Source organism: Paenibacillus sp. DRB1-1, assembly GCF_052119485.1.
In the GTDB taxonomy this organism is placed as follows: domain Bacteria; phylum Bacillota; class Bacilli; order Paenibacillales; family Paenibacillaceae; genus Paenibacillus; species Paenibacillus polymyxa_B.
Map to the genome: position 1 here is coordinate 3,688,882 of NZ_JBODQH010000001.1, position 14,685 is coordinate 3,703,566.

At 40.2% G+C, this 14,685-nt stretch carries 13 protein-coding genes and 1 pseudogene; 11 read left to right on the top strand and 3 right to left on the bottom strand.

The window, feature by feature from the left end; translation table 11 throughout:
* Positions 1 to 353: 353 nt before the first annotated feature.
* The 5 genes from ACQW03_RS16375 (at position 354) to ACQW03_RS16395 (ending at position 7,266) form a co-directional block, all read left to right on the top strand.
* A complete protein-coding gene (locus ACQW03_RS16375; protein ID WP_220030159.1) occupies positions 354 to 1,658 on the top strand; it encodes a radical SAM/SPASM domain-containing protein in 1,305 nt (434 codons plus the stop codon).
* A gap of 258 nt (positions 1,659 to 1,916) precedes the next feature.
* On the top strand, positions 1,917 to 2,525 hold the full coding sequence (locus ACQW03_RS16380; RefSeq protein ID WP_441950632.1) for a LuxR C-terminal-related transcriptional regulator: 609 nt from the start codon (positions 1,917 to 1,919) through the stop codon (positions 2,523 to 2,525).
* 76 nt (positions 2,526 to 2,601) lie between these two features.
* Complete coding sequence (locus ACQW03_RS16385) at positions 2,602 to 4,338, top strand: ABC transporter ATP-binding protein (protein ID WP_441950634.1); 1,737 nt, start codon at positions 2,602 to 2,604, stop codon at positions 4,336 to 4,338.
* 408 nt (positions 4,339 to 4,746) lie between these two features.
* Entirely contained in the window at positions 4,747 to 6,321 is a 1,575-nt protein-coding gene (locus ACQW03_RS16390; RefSeq protein ID WP_441950636.1) for a sigma-70 family RNA polymerase sigma factor, read from the top strand.
* Positions 6,322 to 6,822: 501 nt separating this feature from the next.
* Positions 6,823 to 7,266, top strand: a complete 444-nt coding sequence (locus tag ACQW03_RS16395) for a ferritin-like domain-containing protein (protein WP_048481564.1) — start codon at positions 6,823 to 6,825, stop codon at positions 7,264 to 7,266.
* A 20-nt stretch (positions 7,267 to 7,286) separates the two neighbouring features.
* Here the strand turns inward: ACQW03_RS16395 and ACQW03_RS16400 are convergent, their stop codons facing one another.
* The 3 genes and pseudogenes from ACQW03_RS16400 to ACQW03_RS16410 form a co-directional block, all read right to left on the bottom strand.
* Positions 7,287 to 7,994: a DUF421 domain-containing protein gene (locus ACQW03_RS16400; RefSeq protein WP_071642818.1), complete on the bottom strand. Its 708-nt coding sequence runs from the start codon at positions 7,992 to 7,994 to the stop codon at positions 7,287 to 7,289.
* Between the two features lie 86 nt (positions 7,995 to 8,080).
* Positions 8,081 to 8,206, bottom strand: a pseudogene (locus ACQW03_RS16405) (IS110 family transposase); the annotation flags it as partial.
* Between the two features lie 149 nt (positions 8,207 to 8,355).
* Positions 8,356 to 9,234, bottom strand: a complete 879-nt coding sequence (locus ACQW03_RS16410; protein WP_071642816.1) for a LysR family transcriptional regulator — start codon at positions 9,232 to 9,234, stop codon at positions 8,356 to 8,358.
* A 148-nt stretch (positions 9,235 to 9,382) separates the two neighbouring features.
* Here ACQW03_RS16410 and ACQW03_RS16415 point away from each other — a divergent pair, with 148 nt between their 5' ends.
* The 6 genes from ACQW03_RS16415 to ACQW03_RS16440 all read left to right on the top strand — a co-directional run bounded on the left by ACQW03_RS16415 (position 9,383) and on the right by ACQW03_RS16440 (position 14,616).
* The gene (locus tag ACQW03_RS16415; protein WP_441950638.1) at positions 9,383 to 10,300 is read left to right on the top strand and encodes a DMT family transporter; all 918 of its coding nucleotides are present in this window, start codon (positions 9,383 to 9,385) and stop codon (positions 10,298 to 10,300) included.
* Between the two features lie 641 nt (positions 10,301 to 10,941).
* Positions 10,942 to 12,708 carry an RICIN domain-containing protein gene (locus ACQW03_RS16420; RefSeq protein WP_441950640.1) on the top strand — a complete coding sequence of 589 codons (1,767 nt, stop codon included), beginning with the start codon at positions 10,942 to 10,944 and terminating at the stop codon, positions 12,706 to 12,708.
* Between the two features lie 263 nt (positions 12,709 to 12,971).
* Entirely contained in the window at positions 12,972 to 13,316 is a 345-nt protein-coding gene (locus ACQW03_RS16425; protein ID WP_013311822.1) for a YkvA family protein, read from the top strand.
* Positions 13,317 to 13,346: 30 nt separating this feature from the next.
* Positions 13,347 to 13,673: a hypothetical protein gene (locus ACQW03_RS16430; RefSeq protein ID WP_023990166.1), complete on the top strand. Its 327-nt coding sequence runs from the start codon at positions 13,347 to 13,349 to the stop codon at positions 13,671 to 13,673.
* Between the two features lie 18 nt (positions 13,674 to 13,691).
* Positions 13,692 to 13,982, top strand: coding sequence for a hypothetical protein (locus ACQW03_RS16435; protein ID WP_071642810.1), 291 nt, complete (start codon positions 13,692 to 13,694; stop codon positions 13,980 to 13,982).
* A 313-nt stretch (positions 13,983 to 14,295) separates the two neighbouring features.
* Positions 14,296 to 14,616 carry a hypothetical protein gene (locus tag ACQW03_RS16440; protein WP_023990165.1) on the top strand — a complete coding sequence of 107 codons (321 nt, stop codon included), beginning with the start codon at positions 14,296 to 14,298 and terminating at the stop codon, positions 14,614 to 14,616.
* Positions 14,617 to 14,685 lie beyond the last annotated feature (69 nt).

The following is a 14,685-nucleotide window of genomic DNA, read 5'->3' on the forward strand; positions in this document are numbered from 1 at the left end:
ATTTATTTTAGGTTTGTGAGTTAAGACCTCCAGCGGTATAGTCGCGTACTATATCGTTATGGAGGTTTTTTGTGTTTTCGTTTCTGCCAGTGGGTAGAAACAGGGGAACTAGGGGGCCACTTTTGTTAAATAGTCTGTCTTACACTCTATGATTTTATCTTTGCTTTATTTATAATTTGCGGTTAATTTGCGGTGATTTTTAAGAAAGATAATGGTAAAATATAATTAAATAGATGAATGAATGGTTATTGATTATCCACATGTAAAATGATCTAATAAATAGTTATTTGGTTTAGTTCATTGTGGAATTAGATCAATCTAGTACTTAATAATAAATGATAGAAGGGGTACACATGAAAATTTCTTCTTACAACGAGTACTTGAAACTAGATGAGGAAGGAGATGGGAAATACTTAATATATAACAGTCTGACTAACGGGTTAGGAGAAATAAAAAAGGATTTATACGATGCCCTCGTTAATGAAGATTTTTCCTATCTAACGAGTTGTGAAGAGTTAGAACATTTGATACAAGGACGATTTTTATATCTGAATCCTGTTAATGAATTAGAGATAATGGAGAATTCATTCACTACAACTAGATATCAAAAAAGCACATTACACCTTACCATTTTACCTACGTTTAATTGTAATTTCAGATGCTCTTATTGTTATGAGAATTTAACTGAGAAAACAGGTAATCATTCTTTTACTGACCAAGTTCAGCAAGATATTTTGAACTATATAGAAACTGCAATGGAAGATACAAATTTGAAACATATTACTGTCAATTGGACAGGCGGAGAACCATTGCTTGAATTTAAAAAAGTTACTCGGCTCATGGATCAAATGAATACTATGGCAGCCCTAAAACATATTGAAATAGCGCATTACATGGTTAGCAACGGATATTTACTAACTAAAAGTCGTGCTGTTATTTTACGAGATTTAGGTTTGAGAAGTATTCAAATTACGATCGATGGTAATAAGGTAAATCATGATAAGAGAAGGGTTTTGGCGAACCAACAAGGGACATTTGATCAAATAATAAATAATATTAGAGAATCATGTGATTTTATTCACATAAATATACGCTCAAATGTAGATTTGAACAACGTAGCTTCAATGGAAGATTATATGGATTATTTAGGGCAGCAAGACTTTAGGGGAAAAGTGAATATTTATTTTTCTGCCACCACTGATTATGTGGCAGGAGGTTGTTCAAGTAGTAATAGCTGCTTTGCCAATCAAGAATTCTCTGGAGTTATTCTGAGCTTGTATGAGAAAGCATTGGAAAAAGGGCTTAATATTTCTTATTACCCTCAATATGTACCTGTTGTTTGTGCTGCTATTGCAGATAATTCAATTGTAGTGCAGCCAGATGGCTGGATTCAAAAATGTTGGAATACGGTAGGAAACGCAAATTATGCGATAGGTCATATTAGTAATGGTATAAATTCTAATGAACGTACGGAGAAGTGGCTTAATTATTCCCCATATAAAATTGAAAAATGCCGAAGTTGCTCAGTGCTGCCGTTATGTGGCGGAGGTTGTGCCCAGCAAGCGTTTGAAAGTATCGACAAACAGCCTGTTTGTTGTGAGTACAAGTACAATTTAGGTGAAATGCTTAAATTTAATTATCACCGACTTGAAGTATAAGTATTAACTTTCTATTATTTCGCTCTTTTGTAGTTTTGAAAGGAGGTGAGAAATATGCGTTGGATTGTAGAGCCAAAAGCAGCCCAAAGTTCTGTTGAACCTGCCAGTACTTGTTGGTATTATCATGGTTGTATTATTTTCTCCTGGTAATCTTCTTTATTATGAAACCGCCTGTTTATCTTTAGTAGACAGGCGGTTATTTAGCTACTTTGTCGAGAATTATATTAGTAAGTATAAAATACGCAGGAGGTTAGTCAAATGTACAGCATTTTACTTATTGATGATCATCCTGAATTAGGAGAGGTTACCAAGTCGTGGATTGAACAAGATCAATATATACATGTCACACTTATCAGAACTATTTTGGAAGCAAAAGAGAACTTAACTAAATATAATTTTAATCTATGTATCTATCATTTGAATAAAATGCTTCCTGTAGATTTGGAATGTATCCATCTAATTCAGGATATACCCATACTATTTATTGGACAGGTTCATACATATACAATGATGGATAAACTCTTAAACCTGGGCGTTATAGCATTTATTGAAAATGATCCTTCGCACGATCAACTAATTTGGACTATAAGAAACGTGTTAAACGGTATTTCCGTTTTACCCGTAACCTTACTGAAACAGCTTCATCACCGTAAAGGAGTAATGGACTATGTAGTGCTTAACAACAAGGAACGATCTATTTTGGAATGCGTCGCAGAGGGGAAAAGCAATAAGGAACTGGCAGTCATTTTCTGTGTTAGTCAAAGGACTGTGGAATATTATTTAACTAATATTTTCAATAAATTTGAGGTGCATTCGAGATTAGAAGCTGTAGTTGCTGCTAAAAATAGAGGGATGATTAATGTGTGAAAATTATAAATTAAAATATACAAGAAAAATCTCGCAGTCAATGATCAGCAAAAATATATTCTAATGGGGGTTAGTGATGAAGCTTTTTTTGTTTAAGTATAGATTTCAGTTAATATTACTTATCATTTGCATCACTTTATCAAGCCTCATGAATATGTATATGGCTTTTATCTTTAAGAAATTGGTAGACACTGCTACAACCGGAAGTGAACAAGAATTTGTTAAATCAGCTTTTTTGGCTGTATTTTTAATCATTCTGGGTGCAATACTTCGATTACTAACGAATTTATCTCATGCTTCTTATATGAGGAAGACCATGCTTAATCTAAAAGAAATTGTATTTGGGCATATTTTAAATAAAAGTCTAACACAATTTTCTTCAAATCATAGCGCCAAGTATATTTCTATTTTTAGTAATGATATAAAGATGATTGAAGATGATTATTTTAAAAATATATTCTCGTTAATTGGGACATTTATATCTTTTTCAGCATCTTTGTTAGCGATGTTTTTACTCAGTCCTACAATTGTCATAGCCCTTGTCTTATTAACACTGTCATCTATGTTTATCCCTCGAATGTTTGAAAAGAAACTTGTAAATTGTAAGAGAAAAGTAGTTGAAGCTTTAGAAAAATTTATGATTCATACGAATGATATGTATTCAGGATTTGCAGTTATTAAAAGCTTTGGTATTGAGGGACATGTACAAGGGCAATTTGATGGTATTAATCAGGAGACGGAAAATCAAAAATATAGATTTCAGAAATTGAGTGCTTGGGTTACCTCTATTAGTGAAGTATTTGGTGGATTTATGTTTATTTCAGTATTTATTATTGGGAGTTTCCTTACTTTACGGCAGCTTATCACGTTGGGAACTATGATTGCTTGTGTTCAACTAACTAATAGCATCGTTAATCCGATACAAATGAGTATTCAATATATAACTCAAATCAAGTCGTTACGTGATATATCGGCAAAGATTACACAACTTTTACATACAGAGCCACAGGACAAGATTTACATTCGCAAACCGACTATCCAGGATAAAGTATCGTTAAAAGAAGTATCTTTTGGTTATAAAGAAGACTGCTATAATGTACATGGATTAAATATGGATTTGGAGTTAGGGAAGAAGTATGCCTTAGTCGGGCCGAGCGGGTCAGGAAAATCAACGGTATTACGGCTTTTAATGAAGCAATATGAGAACTACAAAGGCAGGATCAGTATTGATGAAGTAGATTTAAAGGAAATCAATATGGAGGATTGGTGCAGACTGGAGTCTGTCCTGCATCAGGATGTTTTTTTATTTGATAGTAGCATTAAGGAAAATATTGTATTACACCAGATGTTTTCTGATAAGGAAATTGAAGATGCTATTCAAAAATCTGGTCTGAGTATGCTAATTAATAAGCTGCCCAATGGAATGGAGACACAGGTTGGAGAGAAAGGAAGTTTTTTGTCTGGAGGTGAAAAGCAAAGAATAGCCATTGCAAGGACGTTAATACGTCGCACTCCCCTATTGTTAATGGATGAGCCGACTTCGTCACTTGATCAGGAAACAGCAAATGCTGTTGAAGAAACAGTTCTAAATTTAGAGAATACTACATGTGTGATGGTTACTCATCGGTTATCAAAACCAATATTAGAGCGCTATGATATGATATTTGTATTCGCTGATGGAGCAATTATAGAGAGAGGGACATTTTGTGAATTAATGGAGCTTCAGGGTTGCTTCTATCATATGTATGGATTGGCAGAGGAGTCGACAATGACACAACATAAAGACAGCCCAATCTCTTACGTGGTAAATTAATTAGTTTTTAAATTGACTCACTAAATGAGTGTTTGGCCAATTAAAGGCGGACACCTTTTAGTGTTTTTTTATGGCTGTACATTTAATCAGCATTTGTTATTGCATAACTTCTTATAGTGATAATTTATCTTCTCTATAATTTTAGTATGCGCTTTTAAATGCAGAAGGATAGGGATAATGGAATTGAGCTTAACCTCGTGAAAAATAAAGGATGATATATTTCTGTTGAAAACCAACAGCCTGTAACTACATTATGCTTCTATTGAGAAGGAATCTGTTAATATGGTTGCTGTGTTCAGTGACGCTCTTTATCAATCATTTCATTTTTCCATCAACATGATTTGTAACCTTTCCCCACTGAGCCGGCACTTAAGATTAAGAACACGAAAGAAAAGAGGCTAGGAACGTATGAGGGAGTGGGTTGAAAAGGCGCGGCAAGGGAACGCGGAAGCGTTCGGGCAGCTGATGCTGCATTTTCGCGGGATGGCCTATGCGGTGTCCTATGACATGCTGAAGGATGTTCATCTCGCGGAAGATGCCGTGCAGGATGCGTTCATAGAGGCTTATCAGAATCTGGAGAAGCTACAGAACCCGTCCGCTTTTCCAGGCTGGTTCAAGACCATTGTCGTAAGACAGTGCCAGCGGATGCTGCGGCGTAAGCATCATTCGATGCTTCCACTGGATGAGGCTGCGCAGGTTTCCGGAGGAGTACCGGGTGTAGCAGAAATTGCGGAGCGTAGGGAGGAGAGCCAAGTTCTGCAACAATCGGTGAAGGCACTGTCTGCCAAGCTGCGCGTGCCTCTGCGATTGTTTTATTTTTACGGCTACTCTCTGCAGGAAATTTCCGATTATCTGGGCACTCCGGTCCCGACGCTTAAGAAGCGGCTACACGATGCCCGCCGAAAGTTGAAAGGTACACTCCCGGTAGCTGACCTCGTTTCCGTGTTCAATCATTTGTATGAGGGAGGGCAAAACATGCTACATATTGTTAACGGTGATGTTGTAGGCGAGATGTTGAAGCAGGGGGTTGTACAGGGTGATGTGCTTGTATGGAGAGAGGTATATCCGGCAGGACCGATATTTGCAAATCCAGCGGGGGCGGAAGAACGGGCATTGCGGGCCCGGGTCTTGGAAGAAACGATGGGTATTCCGACCAACGAATATATTACGGGTTGTGAGGAACAAGAGCAGAAACTTCGTGAATTTATTAAGTATGATGAAGTCGTGTTGTGGTTTGAGCATGACCTGTTTGATCAGAGCATGCTCACCTATCTACTCCACTGGTTCAAAAGACAGAAACTGGGCCGCACGAAGCTGAGCCTGCTCTGTATTGGGGAGTTTCCGGGAATCGAACGGTTTCATGGTCTGGGACAGCTCACTCCGGCACAGCTTCAGACATTATCCGGGACCTGGCGAACTATTGGGCGGCAAGAAATGGAACTCGGAAGCGAGCTTTGGCAGGCGTATGCTTCTCCTGATCCTGTTCAAATGGCTAATCTGCTGGAAGACAAGAAGGCAGAACTGGCAGCATCCGGCCTGCCTTTTGCCTATGAAGCTTTCACAGCGCATCTCAAGCGGCTGCCCTCGGAGCAGAATGGTCTTGGCATTGTGGAACAGACCACGCTTCAGGCCGTTCATAATGGAGTGAATACGGCATTGGAATTGTTTCGTCAGGTAACTGACGTTCTGCATGTGCTTGGTATGGGTGATCTCGAATACTGGAAATTTATTTCTGCTTTGGCGCAAGGCGAACATCCTTTGCTGATCATTGACGGGGATGAGGTCGGCTTGGATTTCAGACAAATTCCGGATTTTCTGAACCGAAAGGTAATTCTTACAGAGTTGGGTAATGAGGTACTGAATGGATCAGTGGACCGCATTGCAGTTCAAGGAATCGACGAGTGGTTTGGGGGGCTACATCTCCATGGACATGAGGTTTCTTGGCGATGGGATGATTTGGCTGGTGGATTGGTCCGACATTGAAGAAAGTATAGAAGCAGATTGTTTAAAGTGCGAAAGAGTTTTCCGTTTATGGAAAACTCATTTTTATTTTTTTAGTAGACCATATTAAGACAAGAAAACCAGCTAATGTTTGTCAAGGAGTCCCTCGTCTATTTCTCTGTAGCTTATAGCTTGCGTACCCGTATCACCTCGAAACAAGCAGTATGGACATTAATAGGTGCTTTTGATTATCTGGAAGCAATAGAAGTAGCGCTTTCAACTATGACACAAATCGTAATTAATTTTTTAGTGAGTTCTTCCCTGGTGTTAGCTATCATCAGTATAATCAACCCAGTATGTTGGTAAGTCAAATAGCCGCCAGCATTACTTCACTAGAAAAGGGCGACTAGGAGTGTGCGAAACAGTCATTTTTCCTAATGTTAGGAACCGACATGGGCAGATGTGCATATACTTTCTAAAAACTAACATCGGGAGGAGATAAACTTGTATCAAGTACCTTCTTACTGGGGAAATTCATACTATATGCGTACCAATTTTGTACCTATCTGGAACACAGGATTTCCGAAAGCAGTACAAATGATAAAGGAAGCGGTACAAGGGGAGCGTAACGATGAGTTGTTCTACGATGAATTGATCAATTTGGCACCCTCACAAGAGCAGGTGGCTATTATTGAAAGCATCCGTAATGATGAGCGCGGTCACAATAAAATGTTCAGAGAGATGTATCGTGCTTTGACAGGACAGGAAATTTCAGGAATCAGTAGTGAGCAATATGAGAGGGTGCAATCCTATACAGAAGGTCTACAGCGCGCCTTGATGGGAGAGTTGGGTGCGGTGGAACGATATCGCAACATCTGGTTTGGTTTGCCTGCTGGCATCTATAAGGACACGGTGTACGGTATCATATTGGATGAGCTTAAGCACGCTGCCAAATACAATTATCTGATTACGTTGAATCTCAGGTAACTATTGACCGGAAGTCAATACTACTCCACATCAATTGGATGCTGGATTTTATCCTTATATTCATCCACATAGAGTTGGCCGTTGCTGCCTTTAACGGCATAGAATACGTCCTCTAACTTTTTGTCGCGGGCCTTCAGTTGAGACAGCAGCCATGATTCGGGAATATGATTGGAGTTTAAATTGCCATGCAAAAGCTGTCCGTCGATTACAAGCTCAATTGGGAACTGTGTGGCATTACCTGCATTCAACTGCAGGTCTTTTAATGTCACGGCTTGCAGTTCCTTTTTCTTTTGAACAGATAGTTTTCCGTTAATCTCAAGGAGGGCGTACTCCACTTCTTCTATATTAAAAATTTCTTTCTGGCGAAGCTGTTGATTTAAGGAATCTAATGTCATATTATTTTTTTTTAAGTTATCCTCGAGAATGAACCCCCCTTCTATGAGAACGGTGGGTGCTCCCTCTGTCCACATCTTAAAGTTTCTGAATTTCAAAAAAAACTTGGATAAAACATAAGAAGTAATTGTAAAAACAGACAGGGCTATTAATAGGTGGACAACTTCTATTTTTTCGTTAAAGGCAAAGTTGGCTGCTATAGCCCCTAATATGACTGCCGTCACGAATTCGTGAAAGTTCATATTGGAGAGGGTTTGCTTCCCCAGTATTCTCCCAATTAGCATGAGGATAACGAATGCAGAAAAACTTCTGATCAAAATAACGAGATGGTCCATGCAAAACCCTCCTAGTTTAAAAATTGCAGGTAATCAGCATATAGGTTACCCGCCCACTAGAATAATATACCAGTGGAATTAATGTATTATATGTGATGTATAAGCTTGTTGGCGCAGGCGATCCCAGCTACCTTGTAAGGCTTGCCTTCTTTCTTTTTCTTTTCTTATATGATATAGACCTTTAATTTTTGATTTGCTCTTTGTCGTAGTCCAGCATAGGCAACCAATTGTTTCGGCCCCACAAATTGTTTCCGTTTTTCCCTAAAACCACCTGAAATGGGTTAGAAATTTAGCTATTTGGTCGAATGATTTGATTTCTCTGCATATGAATAGACCTCCTTATGATCATGATCCAATGCTTCTACTGCTTCGAATCCGTAAATAGCTCCTGCGCGGTTCGCACAAATAACTGTACAGCAAGTGAAGCATTATGCAGGGATGGTACAGCGATACCGATTTGGCGTGTGATCAGAGGTGAAGTCTCCTTGACGGTCAGATCATGGGGGAACGTGGACAAGGCGAGTGAAGAGACAATGCCCATACCCAGTCCTTGTCGAACCATGCTGACCAAGGTGCTGATATTATGAGTAATGAATTGTGCCTGCAACTGACTTTGTTCGCGTTCAAAACCTTCCATAATGGCGACCTCATGTCCACCTTTACAAAAGATCATATCCTGCTCATTCAAGTCTCGAATGGCGATTTTGTTGTGCGATTGCAGAGGGTGACCGTCTGGCAGGAGAATAACCATGTCATCCTGACATAAAGGGATGACATCTACCTGAGGGTCTGGTAACAGGATGATACCCGCTTCGATTTCTCTGGTATGAACCCACTCCTTGACTTCATTCGTGGAGCCTTCATGTAGGTCGAAAACAAGGTTCGGATAATGCTGACGAATATGATGAATAATCGGGGGCAGAAAATAGGCTGAGGCAGAAGGAAAGGCACCGATCGTGATCGTGCCCACGTCTAGACCTTTTTCAGCAGCCACCTGCTGCTGTACCTTTTCCATGCTTTGCAGCATCATACGGAATTGCAGCAGTACCTTGTTCCCGATATCTGTCAGCAGCACTCCTTTTTTTCGGTCGCGCAGCAATAGCTGGACATCCAGCTCGTTTTCGATGCTGGCGATGGCATGGCTGACCGCGGGCTGCGTCATATGCAGCTCATGGGCAGTTTGGGTGAAGCTTAGCGTTTCAGCTACGCGAACGAAGATCATAATTTGAGTAATGGTCATAAGTGAAAAGTTATCTCCCTTATTGAAAACATTCATTTTATTTATTAGTGATCACAGTATACGCTAGTAAAGCAAAACTTTGCAAACGGCTATTCAGATTTTAGTCGGTAGCAATGAACGATGAAAATCTAAGGGAGAGAAGATATCTATGAAAAAATTAACACCTAAAGCTACACTGTGGCTTGTCTTGATATTAGTGATGGTATGGGGGATCAACTGGCCGTTGACCAAGCTGGCTTTGCCAGATACACCGCCGATATTTTTTTCAGGAATCCGTACCCTACTGGGTGGTGTGATTCTGCTATTGTTCGCTATGCGTCACCGGGAAACCTTGCGCTTTAGACAGAATGCGTGGACTTATCTTGTGCTGGCCATATTTAATATTGCAGGCTACTATGGCTTGCAGACGGTAGGGCTACGTTATTTGCCTGCTGGGTTATTTTCCACTTTAGTGTTCCTTCAGCCGATCTTGTTGGGATTATTCTCTTGGATGTGGTTGGGGGAGCGTATGTTTCCCCTGAAGGTCATTGGACTGGTACTGGGTTTTGGCGGGGTGATCGTGATTAGCTCTGGTGGGATGGCAGGGCATTTGTCGGTACTGGGCATTGTGTTGGGGCTAGCTTCAGGACTGTGCTGGGCGCTCGGAACGATTTATATGAAGAAAAAAAGCAATCAATTGGACTCCATTTGGGCGGTGACGATGCAGCTCATTTTTGGGGGGATCATACTCAATGGGATTGGATTTACGACCGAGAAATGGAGCGATATTCACTGGACTACCTCCTTTATCGCGATTTTATTGTTTATTTCGATATTCGTGATTGCGATGGGCTGGATGATTTATTTTAAACTGATCGATAACGGAGATGCAGGAACCGTCGGCTCCTATACGTTTATGATACCCGTGTTGTCCACGATTTTTAGTATGATAATGCTCAAGGAATCACTTACTTTGACGTTTGTTGTGGGGCTGGTGCTGATTGCAGGCAGTGTATATCTGGTAAATATTAAAGAAAGAATAGAGTTATCCACCAAGTATCAGAACGGTGAGACATTTGAGGATTAACGGGGGCGATGGATCAAGAAGAACTTCAATAACTTCTTTCATGCACGCATATTGGAAGCACCAATATAGCGTGCTTTTTTTGACTATGATTTTCAAAGAGGTTTGTCGTACCAAATTAGCTAACAAGATGTACTGTTATAAAAAACATTAAACTAACAAAATGACGTTAAAGTTTTTTTGTTTTTTTTCTAGTTTTCGTTCTTATGTAAAGAATTCAATGAATATAATATTTTAGAGCAAAAAAAGAGTATATAAAAGAAGATCGGTACTCAATATCACTAATATGTTATGTTTATAGGATGTTTGTTTTTTATGATGATTGTATTTTACGAATTTTTGTTATGCTAACAATTGACATTTAGTATAACGTAAACTAGAATGAGTAAGAATTCATTTCCCAATCACATAATTAGTTTGGAATAATTGAAAGCGTTTACCTAATATTAGGAAAGAGCTCTTTTTGGTTCTTTTTTCTTTTCCGAATTATGGCCGGAAGGGAGAGATCGTAGTACTTGCCTAAGGGATGGAAATTTGAATATATAAGCTAAGGGAGAGGGGTAAGTCGAGATGCAGTTAAATAGAAATGTTGGAAACTTCGAGCAAACGGTGAATTGTAACGCTGGTTACCTGGAGGTTATAAAATGAAGAAGTTATTGTCGTGTTTGATCTCGTTGAGTATGCTTGTTTATATATTGCCGACCATGATTGTAAGCGCTGACAATAATGGAGTTACTAATCTAGCGCTTGATTCAACACCGTCTGCCCAATCGGATATTATTTCAGATGCTGTTTACAGAATTACTGCACAGCATAGCGGAAAAAGCCTGGAAGTTGAAGGGGGATCAAAGGATGACGGAGCGAATGTTCAACAATGGACCGATAACGGAAAGGAGCAACAGAAGTGGAGAGTGGTTGTCGTCGGTGGTGGATATTATAAGCTGATCTCGCAATCTAGTGGCAAAGCATTGGATGTAGCCGGTGGTAATACCCATGACGGAGCGAACGTTCAACAATGGACAGACAATGGGAACGCTCAGCAAAAATGGAAAATCATTGACGTTGGTGGTGGATATTATAAGCTGATCTCGCAATCTAGTGGTAAAGCATTGGATGTTGTCGGTGGTTATACCCATGACGGTGCAAACGTTCAACAATGGGCCGACAACGGTAGCGCTCAGCAAAGGTGGAGATTCACACAGATTGATACGACAACAGATACGACACCTCCAACCGCCCCAACAAACCTCCAAAGCTCATCCAAGACGAGCACATCTGTCACTCTTACATGGACGACCTCAATAGACAATGTAGGTGTAACTGGCTACGTTATTTATAACGGAACAGATCTGGTAGGTACGAGCACCACAACAAGTTATACAGTGACGGGTCTCACTGCGAACACATCCTACAACTTCACTGTAAAAGCGAAAGATGCAGCAGGCAATATTTCGGAACCAAGTAATGTCTTAAAAGTAACAACAAGTTCCGACTCCTCTCAAAATACAGGATTTTATGTTAAAGGTACGACGCTTTATGATGGCAACGGAAATCCCTTTGTCATGAGAGGAGTTAATCACGCTTACACTTGGTACAAAAGTCAAGAGTCGGTTGCGATACCTGCAATTGCCAAAACCGGAGCGAACACGATTAGAATCGTGCTGTCTGACGGTCAACAATGGACGAAAGATGATTTGTCAGCGTTGCAAAACCTGATCACTTTATCAGAACAAAACAAATTGGTTGTTATCCTTGAAGTACATGATGGTACGGGAAATGATAATGCTGCTGTGTTGAATAAAATCGCAGATTACTGGATTGAAATGAAAAGTGCACTGATTGGAAAAGAAAATACAGTCATTCTCAACATCGCGAATGAATGGTTTGGTACTTGGGATGGGAACGGCTGGGCACAGGGGTATAAATCAGTTATTCCAAAGCTAAGAAATGCTGGCATCAAAAATACCATTATGGTTGACGCCGCTGGGTGGGGGCAATATCCGAAGTCGATTTTTGACTACGGAACGCAAGTGTTTGATGCCGATCCGCTTAAAAATACGATGTTCTCCATTCATATGTACGAATACGCTGGGGGAAATGCCGAAACAGTAAAAAGCAATATTGACAATGTATTAAACAAAAATCTAGCTCTCATCATTGGAGAATTCGGAATCAAGCATACAAATGGTGATGTTGACGAGGCCACCATTATGAGTTATGCCCAACAAAAAGGTGTAGGTTATCTCGGATGGTCTTGGAAAGGAAATGGATCAGGTCTAGAATATTTGGATATGTCAAACGACTGGGCAGGATCGAGCTATACTGAACAAGGACGTGCCATTATTGAAGGTCCGAATGGCATCAGAGCAACATCCAAGTTAAGCACGATTTATAGCAACGGTAAACAGTAAAAGATTCATATTGTTTTAGTAACGGCCTTTTCTCGAAATTCTAATGGGAAAGGTCGTTTAGTTTGTTCTGGAATCGTAAGCAAAAGCATGTACAAATACATAGGAGCAAGGAATAGGAAAAATATACTAGAATATCAAAGGAGGTCATAGTAAAATATGACTATAAGTCTGTTGAGTTAGTGAAAATGACGGTTCAAAATTATCCGCTTGGTAAGCGGGAAGGTGGCACTTTCAAACTCACCGGTCAGCAATAGGAGGAACCTATGAAGGATTTTGACGTAACCAAAGCCAAGTATGATCCAAAACAGGAAGAACAGGTGAAAAAGGGATTTTTCAACAAGGTAAAGTCCACGGCTGGAAAAGTTCCCTTTGTGAAGGATGCGGTGGCTATGTACTATTGTGCGATAGATCCTGAAACGCCTCTGTATGCCAAAGGGGTAGCATTCGGAGCCTTGGCATATTTTATTTCTCCATTAGATGCTATATCAGATGTTATTCCGATGTTGGGTTTTACAGATGATGCGGGGGTTGTGCTAGCAGCTTTGAAAGTGTTGGACATGCATATCAAGCCTGTCCATCGGGAGAAGGCGAGCGAATTTTTGTCTTAAGGAATGCAAGTGGAGCGGGGGAGCTAAGGAATGGACAGATATACACCTACAGCGAGGGAACGCTGGCAGATGAAACAGAGTGAGCCACAGCCGCAGGGCTGGGTGCTCGCTCTATTTGGTTGGATTTTTGCAGGTTTGGGGTTCGTATTTAGTTTTTTTGTCGTTGGAGGCTTGTTGGGGATCATAGGTCTTGTTTTCGGAATTTTGACTAAAAAGATGGAACAAAGAGACACGCAGGGTATCTTCATTATCGTAATCAGCTCCGTAGCTATTGGTATTGGACTATTGATTTTTATGATTTTTTTTGCACAAGGTTTTGTAGAAGGTCTGAGAGAAGGGTATAATGAGCATTATTAGGTCAGGGAGGTAACAGCATTGAGCGTCATTATTTCACAGCAGATCTCGGCAACGGGCGTGAAGGAATATACGAAGGTGATGAGAACATTTGATTCCCAGTTTACACCTTTGGTTGGACAGAAAATCAGGGATACGGCATTTGGCGATATGCAATATTACGATGTCGAGGACGTATTTATTGATCTAGCGGAGAATGAATATTGGGTAATTCTACCTGCCGTTTTGCTGCATTCTGATGATATTGAGGATATACGAGACGCTGTGCGTGAGTATCGTTCACACGGTTGGGAATGTACGAAGCCTCTGTAAATGCATACCACTTAGGCATCTATACGGAAACGTCTTTCTTTTGCGAGATAGGCGTTTTTTTGTGTATTTGTGTATAAACTATTTCTAATGATTGGCATGAAAAGAAAGAATTTATGCTGAAAATGCGCAAATTGTATCATTTTTTATCATAAAACGACAAGTTGGGAAATGAAAACGGCCTTAATGTGTTATACTTAGTATATCAAAGGACAAGAGTCTAAAACGACCGGTAAGGCCCTTTCTTTGAAGAGCCTCTGAAAGGTTCAACGTTTATCCAAAATAAATGGTCAAAAGGAAAAGGGGAAATGCTAACGTGAGAGTGAATTTGAAATTTACCAACAAAGGGCAAGTTGCAGTTGAGAAGTTCAACAATGAGGAGCTTATCGAAATCTTTACCCGCTACATTAAAACGTTAAGCAAGAAGTATGATATCTCGGTTACCGTACCGGAGGATCTGAATGAGCAGATCTTGGAAGAGGGTACCGTGAAGGTCGTGTTGGATAAGATTAATTGTGACATGGACGCTTTTTTCAAGGAGCTGAGCCGGGATATCAAGGTGCCGCTGGTCAAAAGATTGGGTACCAAACTGGATAACGTATTTAAGACCGAGGTTGTGGAGCAGGAACAGAACTAAGAATGAGGATCAAGCGAGTTCCAAATGAGGATTCGCCATACGAAATGATAAAACCTCCCGAATGGGGCG

What these genes read in the sequence shown, in the direction of transcription:
- ACQW03_RS16375 (WP_220030159.1), top strand. Translation starts at nt 354, where the DNA reads ATGAAAATTTCTTCTTACAACGAGTACTTGAAACTAGATGAGGAAGGA.
- ACQW03_RS16380 (WP_441950632.1), top strand. Translation starts at nt 1,917, where the DNA reads ATGTACAGCATTTTACTTATTGATGATCATCCTGAATTAGGAGAGGTT.
- ACQW03_RS16385 (WP_441950634.1), top strand. Translation starts at nt 2,602, where the DNA reads ATGAAGCTTTTTTTGTTTAAGTATAGATTTCAGTTAATATTACTTATC.
- ACQW03_RS16390 (WP_441950636.1), top strand. Translation starts at nt 4,747, where the DNA reads ATGAGGGAGTGGGTTGAAAAGGCGCGGCAAGGGAACGCGGAAGCGTTC.
- ACQW03_RS16395 (WP_048481564.1), top strand. Translation starts at nt 6,823, where the DNA reads ATGCGTACCAATTTTGTACCTATCTGGAACACAGGATTTCCGAAAGCA.
- ACQW03_RS16400 (WP_071642818.1), bottom strand. Translation starts at nt 7,994, where the DNA reads ATGGACCATCTCGTTATTTTGATCAGAAGTTTTTCTGCATTCGTTATC.
- ACQW03_RS16410 (WP_071642816.1), bottom strand. Translation starts at nt 9,234, where the DNA reads ATGACCATTACTCAAATTATGATCTTCGTTCGCGTAGCTGAAACGCTA.
- ACQW03_RS16415 (WP_441950638.1), top strand. Translation starts at nt 9,383, where the DNA reads ATGAAAAAATTAACACCTAAAGCTACACTGTGGCTTGTCTTGATATTA.
- ACQW03_RS16420 (WP_441950640.1), top strand. Translation starts at nt 10,942, where the DNA reads ATGAAGAAGTTATTGTCGTGTTTGATCTCGTTGAGTATGCTTGTTTAT.
- ACQW03_RS16425 (WP_013311822.1), top strand. Translation starts at nt 12,972, where the DNA reads ATGAAGGATTTTGACGTAACCAAAGCCAAGTATGATCCAAAACAGGAA.
- ACQW03_RS16430 (WP_023990166.1), top strand. Translation starts at nt 13,347, where the DNA reads ATGGACAGATATACACCTACAGCGAGGGAACGCTGGCAGATGAAACAG.